Annotated in this window: 16 protein-coding genes and 8 pseudogenes; 17 read left to right on the top strand and 7 right to left on the bottom strand. The window is 39.3% G+C overall.

What is annotated here, in order from left to right:
* Positions 1-29: 29 nt before the first annotated feature.
* Positions 30-832: pseudogene (locus BTN49_RS21805) on the top strand (IS982 family transposase).
* Positions 833-1,100: 268 nt separating this feature from the next.
* Here the strand turns inward: BTN49_RS21805 and phoR are convergent.
* Positions 1,101-2,396, bottom strand: a complete 1,296-nt coding sequence (gene phoR, locus BTN49_RS02990; RefSeq protein WP_097355942.1) for a phosphate regulon sensor histidine kinase PhoR — start codon at positions 2,394-2,396, stop codon at positions 1,101-1,103.
* Between the two features lie 63 nt (positions 2,397-2,459).
* Positions 2,460-3,149 carry a phosphate regulon transcriptional regulator PhoB gene (gene phoB / locus BTN49_RS02985; RefSeq protein ID WP_097355941.1) on the bottom strand — a complete coding sequence of 230 codons (690 nt, stop codon included), beginning with the start codon at positions 3,147-3,149 and terminating at the stop codon, positions 2,460-2,462.
* 878 nt (positions 3,150-4,027) lie between these two features.
* Here phoB and BTN49_RS20180 point away from each other — a divergent pair.
* From BTN49_RS20180 to BTN49_RS20170, 8 genes and pseudogenes are all read left to right on the top strand, one after another.
* A pseudogene (locus BTN49_RS20180) lies at positions 4,028-4,126 on the top strand (hypothetical protein); the annotation flags it as partial.
* A gap of 124 nt (positions 4,127-4,250) precedes the next feature.
* A pseudogene (locus BTN49_RS21800) lies at positions 4,251-5,134 on the top strand (IS982 family transposase).
* Positions 5,135-5,138: 4 nt separating this feature from the next.
* Positions 5,139-5,234 (top strand): annotated as a pseudogene (locus tag BTN49_RS12720) (IS5/IS1182 family transposase); the annotation flags it as partial.
* Between the two features lie 416 nt (positions 5,235-5,650).
* Positions 5,651-6,562, top strand: a complete 912-nt coding sequence (rdgC, locus tag BTN49_RS02970) for a recombination-associated protein RdgC (protein WP_190319192.1) — start codon at positions 5,651-5,653, stop codon at positions 6,560-6,562.
* Between the two features lie 624 nt (positions 6,563-7,186).
* Entirely contained in the window at positions 7,187-7,357 is a 171-nt protein-coding gene (locus tag BTN49_RS13760) for a hypothetical protein (protein WP_158523585.1), read from the top strand.
* A 320-nt stretch (positions 7,358-7,677) separates the two neighbouring features.
* A pseudogene (locus tag BTN49_RS20175) lies at positions 7,678-7,809 on the top strand (transposase zinc-binding domain-containing protein); the annotation flags it as partial.
* A gap of 540 nt (positions 7,810-8,349) precedes the next feature.
* Positions 8,350-8,670, top strand: a pseudogene (locus tag BTN49_RS02960) (transposase); the annotation flags it as partial.
* 114 nt (positions 8,671-8,784) lie between these two features.
* Positions 8,785-8,937, top strand: coding sequence for a helix-turn-helix domain-containing protein (locus BTN49_RS20170; RefSeq protein ID WP_394336624.1), 153 nt, complete (start codon positions 8,785-8,787; stop codon positions 8,935-8,937).
* A gap of 126 nt (positions 8,938-9,063) precedes the next feature.
* Here BTN49_RS20170 and BTN49_RS02955 read toward each other — a convergent pair whose 3' ends face one another.
* A complete protein-coding gene (locus BTN49_RS02955) occupies positions 9,064-10,251 on the bottom strand; it encodes an ISL3 family transposase (RefSeq protein WP_199399296.1) in 1,188 nt (395 codons plus the stop codon).
* A 33-nt stretch (positions 10,252-10,284) separates the two neighbouring features.
* The gene (locus tag BTN49_RS02950) at positions 10,285-10,884 is read right to left on the bottom strand and encodes a hypothetical protein (RefSeq protein ID WP_199399295.1); all 600 of its coding nucleotides are present in this window, start codon (positions 10,882-10,884) and stop codon (positions 10,285-10,287) included.
* An 857-nt stretch (positions 10,885-11,741) separates the two neighbouring features.
* Here BTN49_RS02950 and BTN49_RS21795 point away from each other — a divergent pair.
* Positions 11,742-11,987, top strand: coding sequence for a transposase (locus BTN49_RS21795; RefSeq protein ID WP_146679080.1), 246 nt, complete (start codon positions 11,742-11,744; stop codon positions 11,985-11,987).
* On the opposite strand, the pseudogene BTN49_RS21790 reads toward BTN49_RS21795, so the two are convergent.
* Positions 11,928-12,809 (bottom strand): annotated as a pseudogene (locus BTN49_RS21790) (IS982 family transposase). The gene BTN49_RS21795 and the pseudogene BTN49_RS21790 sit on opposite strands and share 60 nt — an antisense overlap.
* Positions 12,810-12,847: 38 nt before the next feature.
* Between BTN49_RS21790 and BTN49_RS20160 the strand changes: the two are divergent.
* Positions 12,848-13,129, top strand: a complete 282-nt coding sequence (locus BTN49_RS20160; RefSeq protein ID WP_097356062.1) for a zinc ribbon domain-containing protein — start codon at positions 12,848-12,850, stop codon at positions 13,127-13,129.
* Between the two features lie 242 nt (positions 13,130-13,371).
* On the opposite strand, the pseudogene BTN49_RS02930 reads toward BTN49_RS20160, so the two are convergent.
* Positions 13,372-14,257: pseudogene (locus BTN49_RS02930) on the bottom strand (IS5 family transposase).
* 204 nt (positions 14,258-14,461) lie between these two features.
* Between BTN49_RS02930 and BTN49_RS20155 the strand changes: the two are divergent.
* A complete protein-coding gene (locus BTN49_RS20155; RefSeq protein ID WP_097355937.1) occupies positions 14,462-14,689 on the top strand; it encodes a hypothetical protein in 228 nt (75 codons plus the stop codon).
* A gap of 103 nt (positions 14,690-14,792) precedes the next feature.
* On the opposite strand, the gene BTN49_RS02920 is transcribed toward BTN49_RS20155, so the two are convergent.
* A complete protein-coding gene (locus tag BTN49_RS02920) occupies positions 14,793-16,055 on the bottom strand; it encodes a peptidoglycan DD-metalloendopeptidase family protein (RefSeq protein WP_097355936.1) in 1,263 nt (420 codons plus the stop codon).
* A gap of 266 nt (positions 16,056-16,321) precedes the next feature.
* Here BTN49_RS02920 and trhP point away from each other — a divergent pair, with 266 nt between their 5' ends.
* From trhP to BTN49_RS17145, 5 genes are all read left to right on the top strand, one after another.
* Positions 16,322-17,719 carry a prephenate-dependent tRNA uridine(34) hydroxylase TrhP gene (gene trhP / locus BTN49_RS02915; protein WP_097355935.1) on the top strand — a complete coding sequence of 466 codons (1,398 nt, stop codon included), beginning with the start codon at positions 16,322-16,324 and terminating at the stop codon, positions 17,717-17,719.
* A gap of 3 nt (positions 17,720-17,722) precedes the next feature.
* Positions 17,723-17,965, top strand: coding sequence for a YfhL family 4Fe-4S dicluster ferredoxin (locus tag BTN49_RS02910; protein WP_097355934.1), 243 nt, complete (start codon positions 17,723-17,725; stop codon positions 17,963-17,965).
* 385 nt (positions 17,966-18,350) lie between these two features.
* Positions 18,351-18,608: a hypothetical protein gene (locus BTN49_RS21785; RefSeq protein WP_223823644.1), complete on the top strand. Its 258-nt coding sequence runs from the start codon at positions 18,351-18,353 to the stop codon at positions 18,606-18,608.
* Positions 18,536-18,769, top strand: a complete 234-nt coding sequence (locus BTN49_RS21780; RefSeq protein WP_423248242.1) for a transposase — start codon at positions 18,536-18,538, stop codon at positions 18,767-18,769. The genes BTN49_RS21785 and BTN49_RS21780 overlap by 73 nt, the downstream gene beginning before the upstream one ends.
* Complete coding sequence (locus tag BTN49_RS17145) at positions 18,694-18,870, top strand: transposase (RefSeq protein ID WP_423248243.1); 177 nt, start codon at positions 18,694-18,696, stop codon at positions 18,868-18,870. Before BTN49_RS21780 ends, BTN49_RS17145 begins: the two co-directional genes overlap by 76 nt.
* The last annotated feature ends 87 nt before the right edge of the window (positions 18,871-18,957 follow it).

Here is an 18,957-nt window from a genome sequence, read left to right as displayed (position 1 = left end):
AAAACTATTAACTGCATAAGGACTTGGGCATGAATAATTTAGACGCTGATGTCGTCGACATCTGCCAGACTTTCCTCCCTGCATGGGAAAAATACCTAATTTCTTCCAGTATCAAACAAAGAAACAAGCCTTCTCGCTTCTCAGTTAGCGAAGTGATGACGATAGTGATGGCTTTCTATTAATCTGGGTATCGAGACTTCAAAACCTATTACATCCACTTTGTTTGCCACTATCTCACCAACGAATTTCCAGAATTAGTTAGCTACACGTAAATGCTCAAGCTCATACAGGTTGTTCTGGATCCTCTTTGCATTTACCTCACTCACCAATCATTGATTGCCTTCGTTGATTCATCCAAACTATAGGTTTGTTACAACCTACGCATTTTTAGACATCAGGTTTTTAAAGGTACCTCGAAGCTAGGAAAAGGAACGATAGGGTGGTTCTACGGCTTAAAGTTACACTTTATTATCAATGACCAAGGTGCATTATCTCGATTAAAGTGACGACGGCTAATGTGGATGATAGAAAGCCTGTATTTGAAATGGTTGACGAGCTTTGGGGTTTTTTATACGGAGATAAAGGTTATATCTCTGTTTCATTGTAGCGGGAACTTGCAGACAAGGGAGTGACACTGATAACGTGTGTAAAAAATATGAAACCCAAAGTGGTGAAACTTTAGGATCGCTTGATGTTACGGAGATGATTTATTATTGAAACCGTTTTTGATAAATTAGAAAACATACCCTAAATCAAGCATTTTTAGCACCGTAGTTGTATCAGCTTTATGGTCAAGTTGCTGGCGGGCTCATCGCGTATTTATTTCAACTAAAAAAAGCCGAGCATCAAGATAACTTGGCTTGATAAGCAAGCGCTTATGCAGATCTTAGGTTCATTGCTTTCTGTAAGACCTCTGGATAATCTTAGCTGTTAATAGGAGCTTAGCGAACGGTTGCAGTGCGTGAGTCTATCTGAATCAACCGTGAGTAAGTTGCCAGCGGCATTGTCTTATTGGTGATCAAACGGTAATCTACTACCCATCTACGGCAAAGTTCTTGTTACCAACACACACAAATGAAAAAAATGATAGATAAAACATTTTAACATATCAGCGACTCAGGCAGTGTGAACGAGAAGACACTTCCTTTGCCCACTTTACTTTTTATTTCGAGTTCTGACTCATGGTGATTCAACGAATGTTTCACTATAGCTAAGCCTAAACCGCTTCCCCCAGTTTGACGGGAACGTGCTTTGTCAACACGATAAAAACGTTCAGTGAGTCTATCTATATGTCGAGATTCGATACCCTCACCCGTGTCGATTACCTCCAATCTTGGTCCTTTAGGTGAAAGGAACCATAGTACTTTAATATCAGCTCCTGATGGCGTGTGTTTCACTGCATTATAAACAAGGTTGGAAATGGCACTACGAAGTTGATCTTCATCACCTAGCACTTTCAATGAGTAGTCAATATCAAACTTAAACACATGAGCTCGATTACCGCTAAGAGTCCGTGCTTCTTTCTCGAGAGCGTCAAGCATAGTGGGAACATCTACTTGCTGATCAAGCGCGATTTTGATACTGGCCTCAATTTTAGACAGTGTTAGTAACTGTTCAACTAACCCTTCCATACGAGATAACTGTTCTATCATCACCTCATGAGCTTTCACCCACATGGATCCTACTAGTATTCCAGGATCTTCTGACATTTCTAAGTAGCCGCGCAATACCGTCATAGGTGTACGTAATTCGTGAGACACGTTGGCAAAGAAATTCCGGCGCATTCCTTCAAGTTGTTTCAATTGAGTTATGTCACGCACTACCATCAGATATTCACCCACAGCATAATGCATGGTTCGGAATTCAAGAGTGTTAGATGCGTGGAGTGGTGAACGCATTTCAAAAGCATCACAAAATTCCGCTCTGGCAAGGTATTCAATAAATTCTGGGGTCCGGATTAGATTAGCGATATATTGTCCTGCATCATCTGGCATACGAAAACCAAGGAGTTCTTGTGCCAGTTTATTGCACCAAACAATTGAGCCCTCATATTCGAAAACCACCACGGCATCAGGTAGGGATTCAGCACCATTTCTGAAACGACGAATAAAGTTGGCCAGCTCTTTACGGTGACGGCGGTTTCGTTTTTGTAATCGATGAATGTCATTGAACAACGGCGTCCAATTACCTAATCTAGAAGGATAAGTAAGACTACGTTCTTTCCAAAGCCAATCAGACAGCTTGAGCTGGTGATAAAAATTCCATAGCAACACAAGTACGGTTGCCAGCAATAAAAGCCAAGTCAGTCCACCAAAGAACCAGCCGATGATTAACCAAGGTAAATAAAAAAAAGCCAGCTCAAGAGCCAGCTTTTTCCAAGTAAGTCGTTCAACCATTTATGGCTCCATCGTATCAACCATTAGTCTTTGAGAATTAACATGAATAGATAATTAATTCAATTAAATACGTGTAGAAAAACGGTATCCTGCACAACGAACGGTCTGTATTAGCTTATCATGACCATCTGGTTCTAGTGCTTTTCTTAATCGACGAATATGCACATCAACTGTACGATCTTCAACATAAACGTTGGTTCCCCATATATTGTTAAGAAGTTGCTCTCGGCTATACACACGTTCTTGATGCGTCATGAAAAAGTGTAACATCTTAAATTCAGTTGGACCCATATCTAACGGTTTTTCATGAACAGTTACACGATGTGATGCAGGATCGAGTTTTAACCCCTGAGCATTAATCACATCATCCAGCGATGTCGGAGAACCACGACGCATTACGGCTTTTAGTCGAGCCATTAGCTCTTTCGGTGAAAACGGTTTCGTGATGTAATCATCTGCGCCTACCTCCAAACCGTGCACTTTATCTTCTTCCTCTCCCCGCGCAGTTAACATAACAACTGGAATCTGACGTGTCAATGTATCGCGCTTTAGGTGCTTGATTAGGTTGATCCCTGAACCACCTGGCAACATCCAATCCATCAAAATTAACTCAGGATAAGGTTCACAGATCTGTGTTAATGCACTGTCATAGTTTTCTGCTTCAAGCGTCTGAAAACCTTTTTGTTCCAGAACAAAGCAAAGCATTTCTCGGATCGGTGCTTCGTCTTCTATAACAAGAATCCTTCTTACCATTCTTCCAGACCCAGTTAATTTGTGACTTATTGACTCTTATTATTTGAGAGTATTATAGCAGTTCTATAGCTCATCTTATGCAAAAAAATATATGCGTTCTATCATCAAATATATATTAGTTATCATTGAAAATGTTTGACTTTTAATAAAATTAGGATCAAGTTACGCGCTATGAAAGGGACTTTCACCAAGAAATAAAAACAAACATTCAAAAATCTGCATGATATAATACATGATACTCGAGTCTTCGACTGTATAAAATTGGGACTGTTTACATCAGAAGGTTGTAGTACTGTGAGGTATACTCAAGCGGGGTGTATCCATGAAACAACCGTCCATTCGCCACTTCAAAGACTATGAACAGTAATTTTGTATTAAAGATGCCATTATTTGCGTGATTAAATGGCTCCATCACAATGGTTTAAGTCATAAGATGACTAAAGGTATCGTATCGTAAGTACGACGTAGAAAAATAACGGGATTTCATCCGTCACTAATTAGGCGCACAAAGCCTGTTGCACCTCAGATGGAACTATTTTATTCATTAAGCCCGTCTATCAAACGCAAGCGATAAAAATCCAGTATGGATGGATATCCTCGGGACAAGATAAAGCACTTGAAACCACAGGTCGCCACAGCCGCCTGAATATTATTGGTACGCTCAATCTTCCTGATATTGCAGGTGCAGTTATCAACGAATATGATACCATGGATAGTGAGATAGTTGTTCACTTTTCTGCAAGTTAAAGGACGACTATCCATGGACTCATATAGTAACATATAATCTTAGACGGATCAGGAGATCACCGAGGTGATCTAGTTTTTGTTTAAAAATACCATATTCATCCTCCAATATCTAATTTGACTATCTACCGACGTACAGTCCGAATCAGAACCCAATAAAACAGCTTTGGAAGGTGATGAATGAAAGATTTAGGAATAACGTTTACTTTAATAACAAACGCTATTTTAAGTAATGTATCCAATGAGTAGATCATGATTCAAAGGCCTAAATTCAGATAATAACTATAACCTGAGCTGCGGATAAGAAATGAACTAAATGCCAAAATCGCGATTTGATCGGTTGAAATAAACTATTGACTGCGTAAGGACTTTGGCAAGAATAACTTAGACGCTATTTTCATCGATGTCGACGACTTCTTCCAAACTTTCCTCCCTGCATGGGAAAAACCCTAATTTTTTCCGGTGTCAAACAAAGAAACAAACCTTCTCATGTCTCAGTTAGCGAAGTAATCACGATAGTGATAGCTTTCCATCAATCGGAGTGAAGAGACTTCAAAACCTATTATATCCACTTTTTTTGCTATTACCTCACCAATAAATTTCCTGAATTAGTCAGCTACACGCGAATGCTTAAGCTCATGCAAGGTGTTTTGGTTCCATTTTGCTCTTATCTCATTCGCCGTCAGGCAAGGCTAACAAGGATTTCCTTCGTTGATTCGTTCCAGTTACAGGTTTATCACAACCTACGCATTCTTAGACATCAGGTTTTAAAAGTACCGCGAACTGAGGAAAAGGAACGATGGGGTGGTTCTACGGCTTCAAATTACACCTTATTATCAATGACCAAGGTGGTATTTTCTCAGTCAAAGTGACGACAATTAACGTGGATGATAAAAAATCTGTGTCGGAAATCTCTGACGATCTTTGAGGGTGTTTATACTAAAATAAGGGTTATATCTTTGGTCTATTAGAGCGGGAATTTGCAGAGAAGGGAGTGACACTGATAACGGGTATGAAAAAATAGGAACCCAAAGTGATGAGACTTTGGAACCGCCTAATGCTCCGGAAACGATGTATTATCGAAACCGTTTTTGCCAACTAAAAACATACCCTAACTCGAGCATTTTCGGCACCGTAATTGTATCAACTTTATGGCAGGGCTCATCGCGTATTCATTTCAACTAAAAAAGCTAAATATCAAGATGACTCGGCTTGATAAGCAATCACTTATGCAGATCTGAGGTTAATTACAATGCTCAAGTTGGTGAAGTGCTGGCAAATGTGAAAGAGATGAACAAAGTTGTAAGACTAGATATGCCTGTGCGACAGCAGACAAATTAAGACTGTAAAAAGATTGGGAGCAGTGCGTTGTAAGCCTGATTTAATCAACAACGCCATTTCCAATTCCAAAATGGCTGTGATTTAGTATCTTCTTTTTATAACCAGTTGCTTATAATTCATCGTAAGTACTCCCTGTTTACTTGGAGAGAATAACGGATCTATTTTGGTAATTGTCCTCATTTTCTACACTGGACCATAAGTGTTGCAGTTATTATCTGAATGCAGAGTTAAAAAAATTTCATCTAAATACTAGGATACTAGGATACTAGGTAGGTATATGAAATTTTTTCATCGCACGATGCATGACTATTGTTTTAGAGCTGTGCCACATTTAGCCCCAATTGTAGCGACATTATTCATTGAATACAATACTATTACGGGCTTCGTCATTACTGGAGAGATAAAACCTTTTTATGATTTGGTTTAAGAATATTTTTGTCTACCGTCTTACGCGTGATATTGACCTCGATCCTAAACTCATTGAAAAACAATTATCTGAGTTCCTCTTCACTCCTTGTGGAAGTCGAGACTTCCATAAATTTGGGTGGACGACGGCGTTTGGCAAACATGGCGACACGTTGACGCATGTGTGCGAGAATAACATTCTACTATGTGCATGCAAAGAAGAAAAAATATTACCTGCATCGGTGATTAAAGACTCTTTAGACGTAAAAGTTGATGCGATGGAACAAGAGCAAGGTCGGATGCTTAGGAAGAAAGAAAAAGACAGTTTGAAAACCAACATCATTCTGGACTTACTACCGCACGCCTTTAGCCGTCATAGTAAAACCCGTGCCTTGTTCATCCCAAAAACGGGACTTCTCATTATCGATGCAAGCAGTGTGAAGAGAGTAATAGATATTCTCTCATTATTAAGAAAATCACTCGGTAGCCTTCTCGTTGAACCAATAAAAACCAGAAATTCGATAGAACTAGCGATGACAAAGTGGGTTCGTTTAAACCAAGCACCTAAGGGCTTCACTATTGGTGAGGAAGCAGAGCTAAAAGACTCCTTGGATCAAGGAGGAGTTATCCGTTGTACACAACAAGATTTGTCTAGTAACGAAATCCGCGCACATATCAAAGCAAATAAGTTGGTTACGAAGTTGACGTTAAATTGGCAAAACCGCATTGACCTAACGCTTTGCGATGACATGTCTGTTAAACGCATAAAATTTTCTGAAGAATTGATAGATCAGAATGCTGATATCGTTTGTGAGGACATCGTCAAACGTTTGGATGCTGATTTATCACTCATGTGTGGTGAACTGGCTGTTTTCCTGTCAAATCTGTATGAAGAGCTAGGTGGTATCGACACGGGCAACTAATGTTTTTGGCAACTAATGTTTTTCTGTTTTTCGCGATAATCTATGTTATGTAATAAATATATACACGTACTCGTGTAAGGCACCTGTTTTCTGATGATATACTAATATAACCTGAACTACTTATAAACAATGAACTAAGTGCTCAAGGTCACGACCAGATCGTTTGAATCAAATCATCAGATGCATAAGGACTTTGGCGTGAATAATTCAGACTCTGTTTTTACCGATATCGCCGATTTTTGTCAGGTTTTCCTTTCCACTTGTAAAGTGGACCAGATTCCGAAATAAAAATCAACCTTCTCACCTTTCAATCAGTGAAGTAATAATGATTATTGTATCTTTTCAGAAATCTTAGTTTTGTGATTTTAAAATATATCACACGCAATTTATTTGCCGTTACTTAACAGGTACATTTCCTAATTTGGTTGGCTATACTCGGATGTTTAGAGCTATAGTAATTTCTGGTGTATGGGTAGGAAATAGTGCGGTATAACCTGTTGATTAATCTCGCCAGATCAACAACCAACAAGGAATAACCGCATGGACAATAATCATAACGTTACCGAGCTTCATAAACTAGAAAACCCGCTTAATTAACTGCTGAAATAAGGCGCACAGCAGTTGTTGGTTCAAGCTATAAAAGAAGAGGTTCAATCCTTGCTCGATAATTTTACATCACTCCAAGCTAACGGAAAGCAGGGAGTGGTTCGCAATGACCATTTTCCTGAGCGGTACCTACAAACTGGGTTCGGCGACATTAACGTCAAAGTCCCAAAGATTCAAGATAGAACTTGATCCCGCTCTCTGTTATTTTATCTAGAAATTTTCTTCCAAAAGATATATGTGATAGGGCTTAAGGCATGTCTCTTTCTGTGATATATTTAGCACGATTGAACAGATAAAATGCATGAATGAATTTTAAAGGTATCAAATCGAAGAAGCTTCGCTTTAAACGTATTTTTACTATGAATTGGGCCATATTCGTATCTAGTAACCCTCGCTATGACACCGATTATTATCATTCAGAAATCGCTAAGATACTGAAGTGTAGAAGCTCAGAAAATGGCTTTGTCACTTACCAATGATGGAGTTTCGGTCAAGGGCAACATAAAGTTAACTTTAGTTGTAAGGGAAAAACTTGTCCTCAATGTGGAAAGCGTTATGCACGGGAGAGTATGGTCAAAATAGGCGTCCTCCTGTTTCCTATAGTGAGCTATCGGCAAGTTGTCTTAACCTTTCCTGAGTAACTTCGTATTCCTTTCCATAATCACTCCAATCAGAGGCGTTTATATTCTTGGTTTATGGTTTTGGCGTAAGCCTGTTTATCAGAATTAATTTAGGCACACTTTAAGACAAATACGTGTGCAATTGCCGTTATTATTTTCATCCATACCTATTGCCGTAATGGCAACTCAAATCCACATTTACATGTGATGCTGGCTGAAAGTGCATTCTTTCCTTCCAACTAAGATTGGAAATGGTTTCAGCATTTATCGTTATCTTAGCTACGATTATTTTGGTAAAAATACTTACTGAAGTTAATTGAGATCGAGTTTCCGGTGTATGAATATGTGATAAGAACTTTATGGGCTAAGTATCCTATCCTGATGGTTTCTATGCCGATCATTGGCAATGATCGTAAAAATAAAGTCCCAAGCAAAAGCTACCGAGGGTCAATATGATACCTAACTAACTATTTGTCATCCCCGCCGATAGGCTTATCTAGGATAGTTGGGTATGGCGGTCATCAAATCAGGTATTACTGTCAATGACATAAAACGAAGTTAAAAACGGATGAGACAGTGGATACTCAGGTATTTGTGGGCAGGCGGGTTCAGCATATTTTTCCTAAAGGATTTCGACGAGTGAGATATTATGGTCTTCAAGCGACAGCGAGCTTTAAGAAGTGGTATGAAGTGATAGCGAGGGCAGCAGGAGACTTGGTAAATGCAATGATGATCTACACCAAAGGTATCAGCTATGTAGAGATTTTCGAAGAGGTATCAGGTCGTAATCCCTTGAAAATGTGTGTTTTATGGGAATTGGTTCGGTTTTCTCACCCAAAGCATGGTGTATTCTTCGATTTATTTGCTTCCGATAGTGGTTAATTGATTGAATTCTTATTCAAAAAAATAATCTATATGATACTAAACATCATGTTAATACTTACATCTTATAAATTTAGATTAGAACCTACCACCGAATAGGTAGTTGGACTAACTGTGCTTGGCGGCCATGTACGGTTTGTGTGGAATCAGGGACTGCGTCATTGCTTAGACAAGCTTGATAAAGGTGAGAAGATCCCAAGTGTCTTTGATTTACACAAGCTGATTATAAGATGGAAGAAAAAATGGGTATGCGGATTTAGTGAGTGAAATGGGACTTTTAAAATCCCTTCCAAATTATTTGATCAAAGTTGATATGCTCGAACCATAGTTCGTTACTATTTTCGGTTCCACAGCCATATCAAACAAGCTAATGGCATCATCAGGAATTGGATCTCATTGATATAGTAGACGTTTCACTTTTTGTAATTCTTCAGTAAATAGCATTTTAGCCCTAAGAGCTTCAAAGCTATAACCTCGACCAGTACGGTTCATAACTCGAATGAGGTTGTTGAGACTTTCCGTATAAGCATTCGTTATTGGATGATCAAAGTACGCAAAAACTTCATTGTGCCAGTTCCCCATAGCTTTGATTAACGGATCGAAAGACCGCGTCATTTCAGGTGAAACCAGTCGTAGCCAAGCGTAGTAAGCTTGCTGAGTTTCATCACGCGTCTGACTGTTCCAAATGACAAAGAAAGACTCTTTAAATTCGTAAGCTTTTTCCATTTCAGGATAGTTAAGTATCCAGCCAGAATAACGTAAGTATTCCGCATCTGAGAGTTCGTGCTTTCGCTTTAGCAGTACAAACCTATCCTTTAGTAGTCCACGGCGCTGTTGTGGCGTAAGTTGGCTACATATTGCTTTTCTTGCACGCTCTAACGACTCGTTAGCCATTTTGACTACGTGGAACTTATCTATGACGATAGTGGCATTCGGTATCATGGTTTCTACCGTGTCCTTATAAGGACGCCACATGTCCATTGCGACAAATTCAATACGCTCTCTGTCTTCGCATTTTGTAAAGTAGCAAAGTAGAGTTGATTTATTACGGTTGTCGAGCATATCAATGACTGTTTGATGCTCAATATTGGGTAACACGCATCGAGGTTTCTTGATGATATGAATTTTATCAATTCCTAACCATTTTGGCATTTCGAATTTCAGTTGTTCTTCTTCACGCTCGCAGTAATCTTGAAATATGTTACGGATTGTTTTTTCATCCACACCTATATCATCTGCAATACTTAAAAATATACGTTTCTGGCTCTCTCGCTCGATGTATTCAATAAGCCGTTTAGTCATCCTACGTTTTTTATCTTTGCGCGATATAAGCTTGTAGAACGTCTTATTACAACTTTGGCACTTAAAACGTTTACGATTTAGGTGGATGCCGACATGCTTGCCGTGCATGGGTCTATCCATAAGAATTTCGGTTCTTTTCCCAAAACCAACGAGATCAGATGTGTAGCAGTGGATGCAAAATGAAGGCGGGTATTTTAGTTCAGCGTAAACCTGATAATCATACTCAGATTCATGAACCTGACTAACATTGTAGTCAGGCCAATTCATAATATTTGTCATAGTCAAAAAGACAGGAGCCGAAGCCCATTGCTGTCACTCCACTTCTACTACATCATCAATGCTAGCCTCAGCGTACAACTCTTTGGATAGCCAGCGGTGGCCAAAAAACTCTTTAACCTCTTCCAGCGTTTCACAGACCTTGCCGCTAAAACGGTCACGCTCATCTTGCCTTTTAGTGCGACCAACTTGATGACAGATAAATTTTCCGCCTTTGGTCTTGTAAAGAGATAACTCTGTCCAACGACCAGTTTGACCGTTATAACTACCGCCAATAGCTTGATTATCAGAACTAGCCGCATTTGCTACCAGTTCACCAGTAAAGCGAACGTTTGGCTCGTTATCAATATCAAGTGTAAATGTTTCCATGTCAGAGTCCTCATCTACGTCAATTATTTGCTCTATCTCAAGTACGCTGTAATTAATACTGCTGAAATCAGAATCCAGATAGTCAGCCAATTCGTGTGCATTCAGCTCGTCACCATTTTCATCAACAACCGTAACGCTTTCTACAGACCAACCAGCATCCTGTCCCTCGGTTCCTGTAGACAGAGAGTCGGAGTTGCATTCGTCGTAGTTAAAGCCTTCGGTGTAAGTAATTTTGATACCATCTAAGGTTGAGGTTTTAGAAGCCAAACCAAAAACGTGAGGAATATCGTTCAGATCAAAAGATTCGTTTTCTTCGTTCCACTCTTCAACCTAACGATCAAGACGCTCTAAAACTTCGCAATCTTGTTCTCGCTGCCAGTCGTTGCGAGCTACCAGAGTTTCAAATTCAGCAATAGAGATAGTTTTCATGGTTAAATCCTTGTCTTTTCAGAGTCACCGCTGAGTTCGGCTGTGGATGTCTCCACGTTCTTAATACAAGTGTATTTGGTTTATGATGTCAATCATTAAATCCGATTTTAACCAATTAATAAATCCTGTGAAAATCAATCACTAAATCCGCAGACCCAAAAAAAGAAAACCTCTCTTGATTGAAAGGTGCATATACCGACAACCTACAACAAAAATTAAAGGACTTGCACGGTGTGTGGATGCATTGTTTTGATAAGATACTTACGTCAGAAAGACCGAGATTTACAAAGAAGGGAAAGAGCCAAGACTCAATCCGTTTCATTAATTTTAACAAATATTGCCAGTTAGATGCCTCGCGAGTAAAACTACCGAAAATAGTAGGTTTGGTTAAATTCCGCAAGTCTCAAGACGTATAAAGTTTAATTAAAAATTGCACCGTTAGTTTTAAATCTGGTCACTGGTATATTTCATTTTAGGTTGAGCAAGAAATTATAGAGCCTACAAATGACTCAATGTCTGCTATTGGCGTTAATATGGGCATCACTAGGTTCATTGCTCTTTCTGATGGAGCATCACGTTAAGCCATGAAATGGCTATCGCAATCACTCAGATTGACTAACTAAAGAACAACATAAGCGGGCAAAGAAAGTTAAACTCTCTGCTAATTAAAAAAATAAATAGCAAAAATTTAAACCCTGCACTCTAGAATTACCAATTGCTGCAAAGACTTTCTACACAAAACTTCTAATCAAATCAGCAAAAATCACGCGATGATAGCAATAGAAGATTTACGTATAGCGAATATGTCTCGCTCCGCAAAAGGTAATACAGAAGAACACGGTAGAAATGTCAGGGAAAATTTAGGACTTAATACATTAACCTCAGATCTGCATAAGCGCTTGCTTATCAAACCTAGTCATTTTGAAGCTCGGCTTCTTTGATTGAAATGAATACGCAATAAACCCCTCCACCAAGTTTACCATAAAGCTGATACAACTATGGTGCTGAGAATGCTCGATTTGGGATATGTTTTTTAGTTAGTCAAAAACTGTTTCAATAATAAATCGTTTTTGGAGCATCAGGCAGTTCCAAAGTTTCATCACTTTAGGTTTCATGTTTTTTACATCCGTTCTCAGTATCACTCTCTTGTTTGCAGGTTTTCGCTCCAATGGATCAGAGATATAACCTTTATCTCCGTATAAACACCCCTAAAGCTTGTTAACCCTTTCCGATACAGGCCTTTTGTTATCCACATTAGCCGTCGTCACTTTAACTGAGATAATGCCACCTTGGTCATTGATAATAAGGTATAATTTGAAGCCGTAGAACCACCCCATCGTTCCTTTTCCTAGCTTCGAGGTACCTTGAAAAACCTGATCTCTGAGAATGCGTAGGTTGTGACAAACCTATAGTGTAGACTAATAAAAAAAGGCAATCCCTATCGGCCTTGCCTGACGGTGAGTTAGGTAAGATCAAAGCGGAACGAGGACACCTTGTATGAGTTTGCGCACCCACGTGTAACTAAGTAATTCAGGAAATTCGTTGGTGAGGTAGCGATAAACAAAGTGGATGTAATAAGTTTTGAAATTTGGATACCCAGATTAATGGAAAACTATCACTATCGTCATCACTTCGCTAACTGAAAGGCGAAAAGGCTTGTTTCTTTGTTTGAAACCGGAAGAAATTAGATATTTTTCCCATGCCGGAAGGAAAGTCTGGCAAAAGTCGTCGACATCGACGAAAATAGCGTTTAAACTATTCATGCTCAAGTCCTTGTGCAGACAATAGTTTATTTCAAACAATCAGATCGCGATTTCGGCATTTAGTTCATTTCTTATGCGCTGCTTCAGTTAAATCAATCTTAGATCGGGGTTGGTATGAGTTTAGATGGCAGATTGAGTATAAGCAGATATGGAAGGGTGGCTTAATTATTGCCGTTTCTGCTCATTACACAAGTCAAACTTATCCGTATTGCGGTCATGTCTCACGGAAAAATCGTAAAAGACAAGCGATCTTCGAATGCGTAGAGTGTAATTACGCTAACAACATTAACGTTGTTGGCGCTATAAATATTTTAGAGTGAGGACATCCCTTATTAGCCTGTGAAGTGAGTGGTGTAACCATACCACCAGCAACAGGAATTCACCACTAAAGCAATTTAGTGTTACCCAGTAATGGAATTTTCCTTCGGTAGTCGCGAAGCGAGAACGTGGGGGTGGATGTCAACCACATTGGGTAAAACTTTACGCGCTTAGAGGGCTTTATTGATTAAATCAAGTCTATAATACACTGCTCCCAATCTTCTTTACATTCTTCATTTGTCTGCTAGCGAACGGGCATAATGAGTCTTATGACTTTATTCATTGCTTCCACATTTGCTAGCACTTCACCAACTTAAGCATTGTAATCACGAAGAGTGAGTTTAGATCTGAGCAACTATTTATAGCGAAACATTGCTGCTTCTGCTAATGATCATTTGTGATAACCCAAGTCCTTTTTTCATTCCGCCAATTTATCTTCTTCTAACGCCTTTACAGTTTCATTTCTAGCATGCCCTTCCTCTCAGTACCCCACGTTGCTTCGAGGTGGAATACTGGCGATATTCCTTTGTTTTTCGGTACGTGGTGACATACTTGTGTGTCATACGCTCCATCAGCATTGACTTGCTGTATTTTTCGTCGTAATGGATTAAGCAATATAGGTAAAACTGCATTCTCATCCACAGAATTTAGGCTAACTTCTACAACAATAACCTCATGAGTAGATACATAAACGTCAAGATGAAGTTTATGCCAGATACATTGCTTTTCCTTACCGTGTTTACACGTTTTCCATTCACCTTCGTCGTATCATTTTAGGGCTGTGGTATCAATAATGATGTGGGAGATAACTCCTCAATTTGGCAAACGGTATTTAACTTTTACGGTCTTCGAACACTTATTAATGAAAGTGTATGTAGGAGATTTCAGCGGGACATGCATCAACGTAAAAACCGAATTGAGAAAGCCTTCTAATCCATGAAGTGGAAGCTTAAAAATACCTTTCACCATCAATCCGTTTAAATTTCGGTATCCAAAAATATAAACCCACAGCCACGATGTCCGTGATGCTTTAGACAATACCATGCCTTAATGGTAGTGGCGTCTATCCAAAAATGGACTGAACCACGGTTTACTAATACTTGGATTATATTGTTTCCCTTTCCCATCATCACCTCCCGTTTAATTCCATGATGATCTGATCGTGGAAATTGCGATTAGTTCAGACACTTGGAAAACAATACCAAAACACATCCCCAATACACGTGGTAGAAAGAGTCGTGGGTATTGCTCTCCTAACGATGTTTTTAGAGTATTTAATGACTTACAATATCTCACCAATAGAATATTTTCGGCACTAAAGTTGGGAGAGCTTTATGGTCAACCTGATTACTGGAGTCATTGCTTATATGTTTCAACCAAAAAACCTCGCTTTGAAATCACTAGGCTTGGAAAGAAACCGCTTATACAGATCTGAGGTTAATGAGATTTTGAAACAATATGTAAAGAAAATGATAGACTTAAGAATAGTCACTGATAAATATATTACCTTCGCTCAAGCAAGGATCAATCATAGGTTTAAAAAATATTTAGGGTGTAATTAACTTGCTGCTCTTTTAAAGAATGACATTATCAGCTTGATTGGATAAGTATTGAACCTCATACCTAAATTCGGGCAGCATCGCAACAAATGCCCTGTTACTTACTCTATAGTTTCGCAAACATCATTTTGTCATACATAGTGACTGCTTTTGCAAATGCACTCCTTTCTGTCCGGGGAACAGAGGTAGCCATTGGGATCTTCGCCGTCATGGCATTGACCGCTTTACCTCGGATGAGTAATTCATAGTGTATGTGTGGACCAGTCACTCGACCACTTCTTCCTGACAATGCAATACGTTGTCCTCGTATTACACGCTGTCCTTTTCGAACTAAAATTTTACTGTTATGCAGGTAACGAGTTCTGTATTGGTTACCATGATCAATCACAATATACTTACCCGCATATGGATGATCACGTATCATTACGATTACACCATCACCAGTAGATATCACCGGAGTTCCTATCTGTACTGCATAATCAGTTCCATTGTGTGGTGATATACGTCCTGTCACTGGGTGTTTACGTTTAGCGTTGAAGCCAGAACTAATATGCTCTTTACCTATCGTAGGATGGCGTTGAAATGCACGCTGAAGGCTATCTCCGTATTTGTCGTAATAATTCCCGTCTGTATGCAAGTAGGCGGTGATCAATACACCATGGCGTTGAATACGAATCGCCTGCATTTCACTTTGCCCACTTGTTTGTCCTGCAATAAATTGTTCCGAGTGAACCACTTCAAATTTATCTCCTACACGTAAGTCTCGAGAAAAGTTAATTTTATTTTTTAGTAAATTAGTGATACTGTGAACGTCGTTATAACTCAAGCCTGCATTGAGTGCAGAAACGGAAAAACTACCTTCAATACTGCCAACCGTAACATTTTGTATCCACTCACCAATAATATTTACGTCAGTGAATTCATAGCTATCATCATGTAAACGCCGGTACACTACCTTTTGTGCCACATTAAAGATAAGTTCGAGCTTATCAAGACGTTTTTTGCTGCCATCAACCCAAAACTGCAATATATTGTTCGGTTGCAGTGTGTCAATGCGGAGGTGGTTAAGATCAGTTTCCATCACACTGAGAAGATCATCATAGGAAATTCCCAATTTGATAAATATTTGACTAAGACTGTCACCTAATTGAACAGTGTATTCATAATCTGGTAAGTTAATTTGTTTTTCGGTAGCCAGTTTCGGAGTAGATAGGGATGGAAGTACAGCATCAGATAGGTTGAGAGGGACAATATGCGTCACATCTTGACTTAGATTCACTGATATCGCAACCGTTACAAGTGACAGCCCCATTAAACTAAGAACCGATGTAGACAGCCGACTAAATATCTTGTTCTTCTTTTCGTACATAAATCCACTTATCAATCACGAGGTACACCGTCAGAATAACGAAGCCAGAGTATAAGAAAACACCGCATTTTATAATTCATATGAGTGTTAATTTACACACATCCTTTTAATAAATCCGTAGGAGATCATGGATGATATCACTTTCTTCAATTGGTTGGCAGAATGAAACTGGCTATATCAACGAGATAACAGTAAAATCCTGAATCCTTCGCACGCACCTTTTTTAATGCGATTGACTTACACTCAGACAAAAAGAAATAATTACTATGTTTATACCAGAACTTCTGTCTCCTGCAGGCAGCTTGAAAAACATGCGTTATGCTTTCGCGTATGGAGCTGATGCTGTTTATGCCGGTCAACCACGTTACAGCCTCCGTGTACGTAACAACGAATTTAACCATGAAAATCTAAAAATTGGTATCGATGAAGCACACGTGTTGGGTAAAAAATTCTACTTAGTTTGCAATATCCATCCTCATAATTCTAAACTGAGAACATTTATACATGATCTTATACCTATTGTAGAAATGGCTCCTGATGCATTCATCATATCTGATCCAGGTTTAATCATGATGGTACGTGAAGCCTTTCCTACAATTCCTGTTCACCTTTCAGTGCAGGCTAATGCGGTTAACTGGGCAACAGTTAAGTTCTGGTCTACACAAGGCGTTGAACGTGTTATTCTTTCACGTGAACTATCTCTTGAAGAGATTGAAGAGATTCGTGAAAATTGTCCTGAAACTGAATTAGAAATATTCGTTCATGGCGCACTTTGCATGGCTTATTCTGGACGCTGCCTAATTTCTGGTTACATCAACAAACGTGATCCTAACCAAGGCACGTGTACTAATGCTTGTCGTTGGGAATATAAAATCGAGAAAGCTACTGAAGATGATGTAGGTCAAATCGTAGAAATTCAAGCTGATACAGCTAAGCGGGTTAAAGAAGTAGAAGAACAGCCTGATAATACCTTGGGTTTGGGTAAGCCTACAAATGAAGTCGTATTAATCAGAGAAGCGCACCGTCCAGATGAAAAACTTGCAGCATTCGAAGACGAGCACGGCACTTACCTCATGAACTCAAAAGATCTCCGTGCTATACAGCACGTTGATCGCCTCACCAAAATGGGTGTTCACTCATTGAAAATTGAAGGCCGTACCAAATCATTCTACTACTGTGCACGTACTGCACAAGTCTATCGCAAAGCGATTGATGATGCCAGTGCTGGAAAACCGTTTGACGAAACCCTAATGTCAACATTAGATCAATTGTCTCACCGAGGTTACACCGAAGGCTTCCTTCGTCGCCACACTCATAGTAAATACCAAAACTACGAGTACGGATATTCTGTCTCAGAACGGCAGCAGTTTGTCGGTGTGTTTACAGGGAAACGCCGCGGATACCTGGCTGAGGTAGAAGTGAAGAATAAATTCATCGTGGGTGATTCATTAGAGTTGATGACACCAAAAGGAAATGTAATTTTCACACTAGAAACTATGGAAAACGATAAGAATCAAGTCATCTACGATGCGAAAGGTAATGGTTACTTCGTCTTTATTCCAGTTCCACTGGACAAGGATCTTACATTTGCTCTTCTCATACGAAACCTCGTAGAAGGAACAAACACCCGTAGACCAAATGCCACTCAAACGGCAGATGTGTAATTTATGGCACTCTTGATTACCGAGAAATGCATTAACTGTGACATGTGTGATCCAGAATGTCCGAACGAAGCAATTATTTTTGGTATAGAAATATACCAGATTGATCCAAATAAATGCACGGAATGCGTAGGTCTCTATGAGAAGCCAACATGTCAATCAGTCTGTCCCATCACTAATTGTATCATCAACAATCCTGACAAAAGGGAAACATATGATGAATTGATGGAAAAGTACATGATATTATAGAACGTAATTTAGGAAATAACCTGTCATCGCTTCTTTATTGTGTTCTGTTATACGTAGTCTTTTTATCCATTTCTAAATATTATGGAGAAGCGGTTCATAGACTGTTTTGAATGGTGCATTAGCCTAACCCTAGGTTAGAATGAGAAATGAACTAAATACCAAAGTCGAGTTTAAAGTTTTTGAAAAAATCATCAGTCGAATAAGGACGTTAGTCTGAATAATTCAAATACTGTCTTCACCAATGTCGATGACTTTTGTCTGGTTTTTCTACCTGCTTGGTGAAAATACTGGACTTAGGTACCTAAACAAAGAATAAACCTTCTGACCTTCCAATCAGTGAAGTCATAACAATTATTTTTCCTTTAATCCATCATGGTTTTATGACTTGGAAATCTCTTACATCCACTTTATTTGCCGCTCCCTCCCTAACGAATTTTCTGAATTAGTTAGCTACACGAGAATGCTCAAACGCATGAAATGTGTTCTGGTTCCGCTTTGCTCTTACCTCACTAACCGTCAGGCATTGCCTTCGTTGATTCGTCCGAGCTACAGGTTTGTCATACCCTACGCATTCTCAGATATCAGGTTTTTAAAGGTGCCGCGAAGCGAGAAAAAGGAACGCTGGGGTGGTTCTACGGCCTAAAATTATACCTTATTATCAATGATCGGTATTATTTCAAATCAAAGTCACGACGGCTAACGTGGATGATAGAAAGCCTGTGTCGGAAATGGTTGACGAGCTCTGGGCGTGTTTACACGGAGACAAAGGTTATCTCTCTGATCCATTGGAGCAGGAACTCGTAGACAAGGGAGTGACACTGATAACGGGTGTGAAAAAACATATGAAACCCAAAGTTATAAAACTTTGGGATCGCCTGATCTTCTGGAAACGATTTATTATTTAAACCGTTTTTGATCAACTAAAAAACATATCTAAAATCAAGTATTCTTGGCACCGTAGTTTTGTCAGCTTTATGGGAAACTTGCTGGCG

Origin of the sequence: Candidatus Enterovibrio escicola, assembly GCF_002464935.1 — a bacterium.
In the GTDB taxonomy this organism is placed as follows: domain Bacteria; phylum Pseudomonadota; class Gammaproteobacteria; order Enterobacterales; family Vibrionaceae; genus Enterovibrio; species Enterovibrio escicola.
The sequence above is the reverse complement of the archived record's forward strand: the minus strand, read 5'-3'. Positions and strand labels throughout refer to the sequence as shown.

What these genes read in the sequence shown, in the direction of transcription:
- trhP (WP_097355935.1), top strand. Translation starts at nt 16,322, where the DNA reads ATGTTTATACCAGAACTTCTGTCTCCTGCAGGCAGCTTGAAAAACATG.
- BTN49_RS02910 (WP_097355934.1), top strand. Translation starts at nt 17,723, where the DNA reads ATGGCACTCTTGATTACCGAGAAATGCATTAACTGTGACATGTGTGAT.
- BTN49_RS02920 (WP_097355936.1), bottom strand. Translation starts at nt 16,055, where the DNA reads ATGTACGAAAAGAAGAACAAGATATTTAGTCGGCTGTCTACATCGGTT.
- phoR (WP_097355942.1), bottom strand. Translation starts at nt 2,396, where the DNA reads ATGGTTGAACGACTTACTTGGAAAAAGCTGGCTCTTGAGCTGGCTTTT.
- BTN49_RS20155 (WP_097355937.1), top strand. Translation starts at nt 14,462, where the DNA reads ATGGTCAACCTGATTACTGGAGTCATTGCTTATATGTTTCAACCAAAA.
- BTN49_RS02955 (WP_199399296.1), bottom strand. Translation starts at nt 10,251, where the DNA reads ATGACAAATATTATGAATTGGCCTGACTACAATGTTAGTCAGGTTCAT.
- phoB (WP_097355941.1), bottom strand. Translation starts at nt 3,149, where the DNA reads ATGGTAAGAAGGATTCTTGTTATAGAAGACGAAGCACCGATCCGAGAA.
- BTN49_RS17145 (WP_423248243.1), top strand. Translation starts at nt 18,694, where the DNA reads ATGGTTGACGAGCTCTGGGCGTGTTTACACGGAGACAAAGGTTATCTC.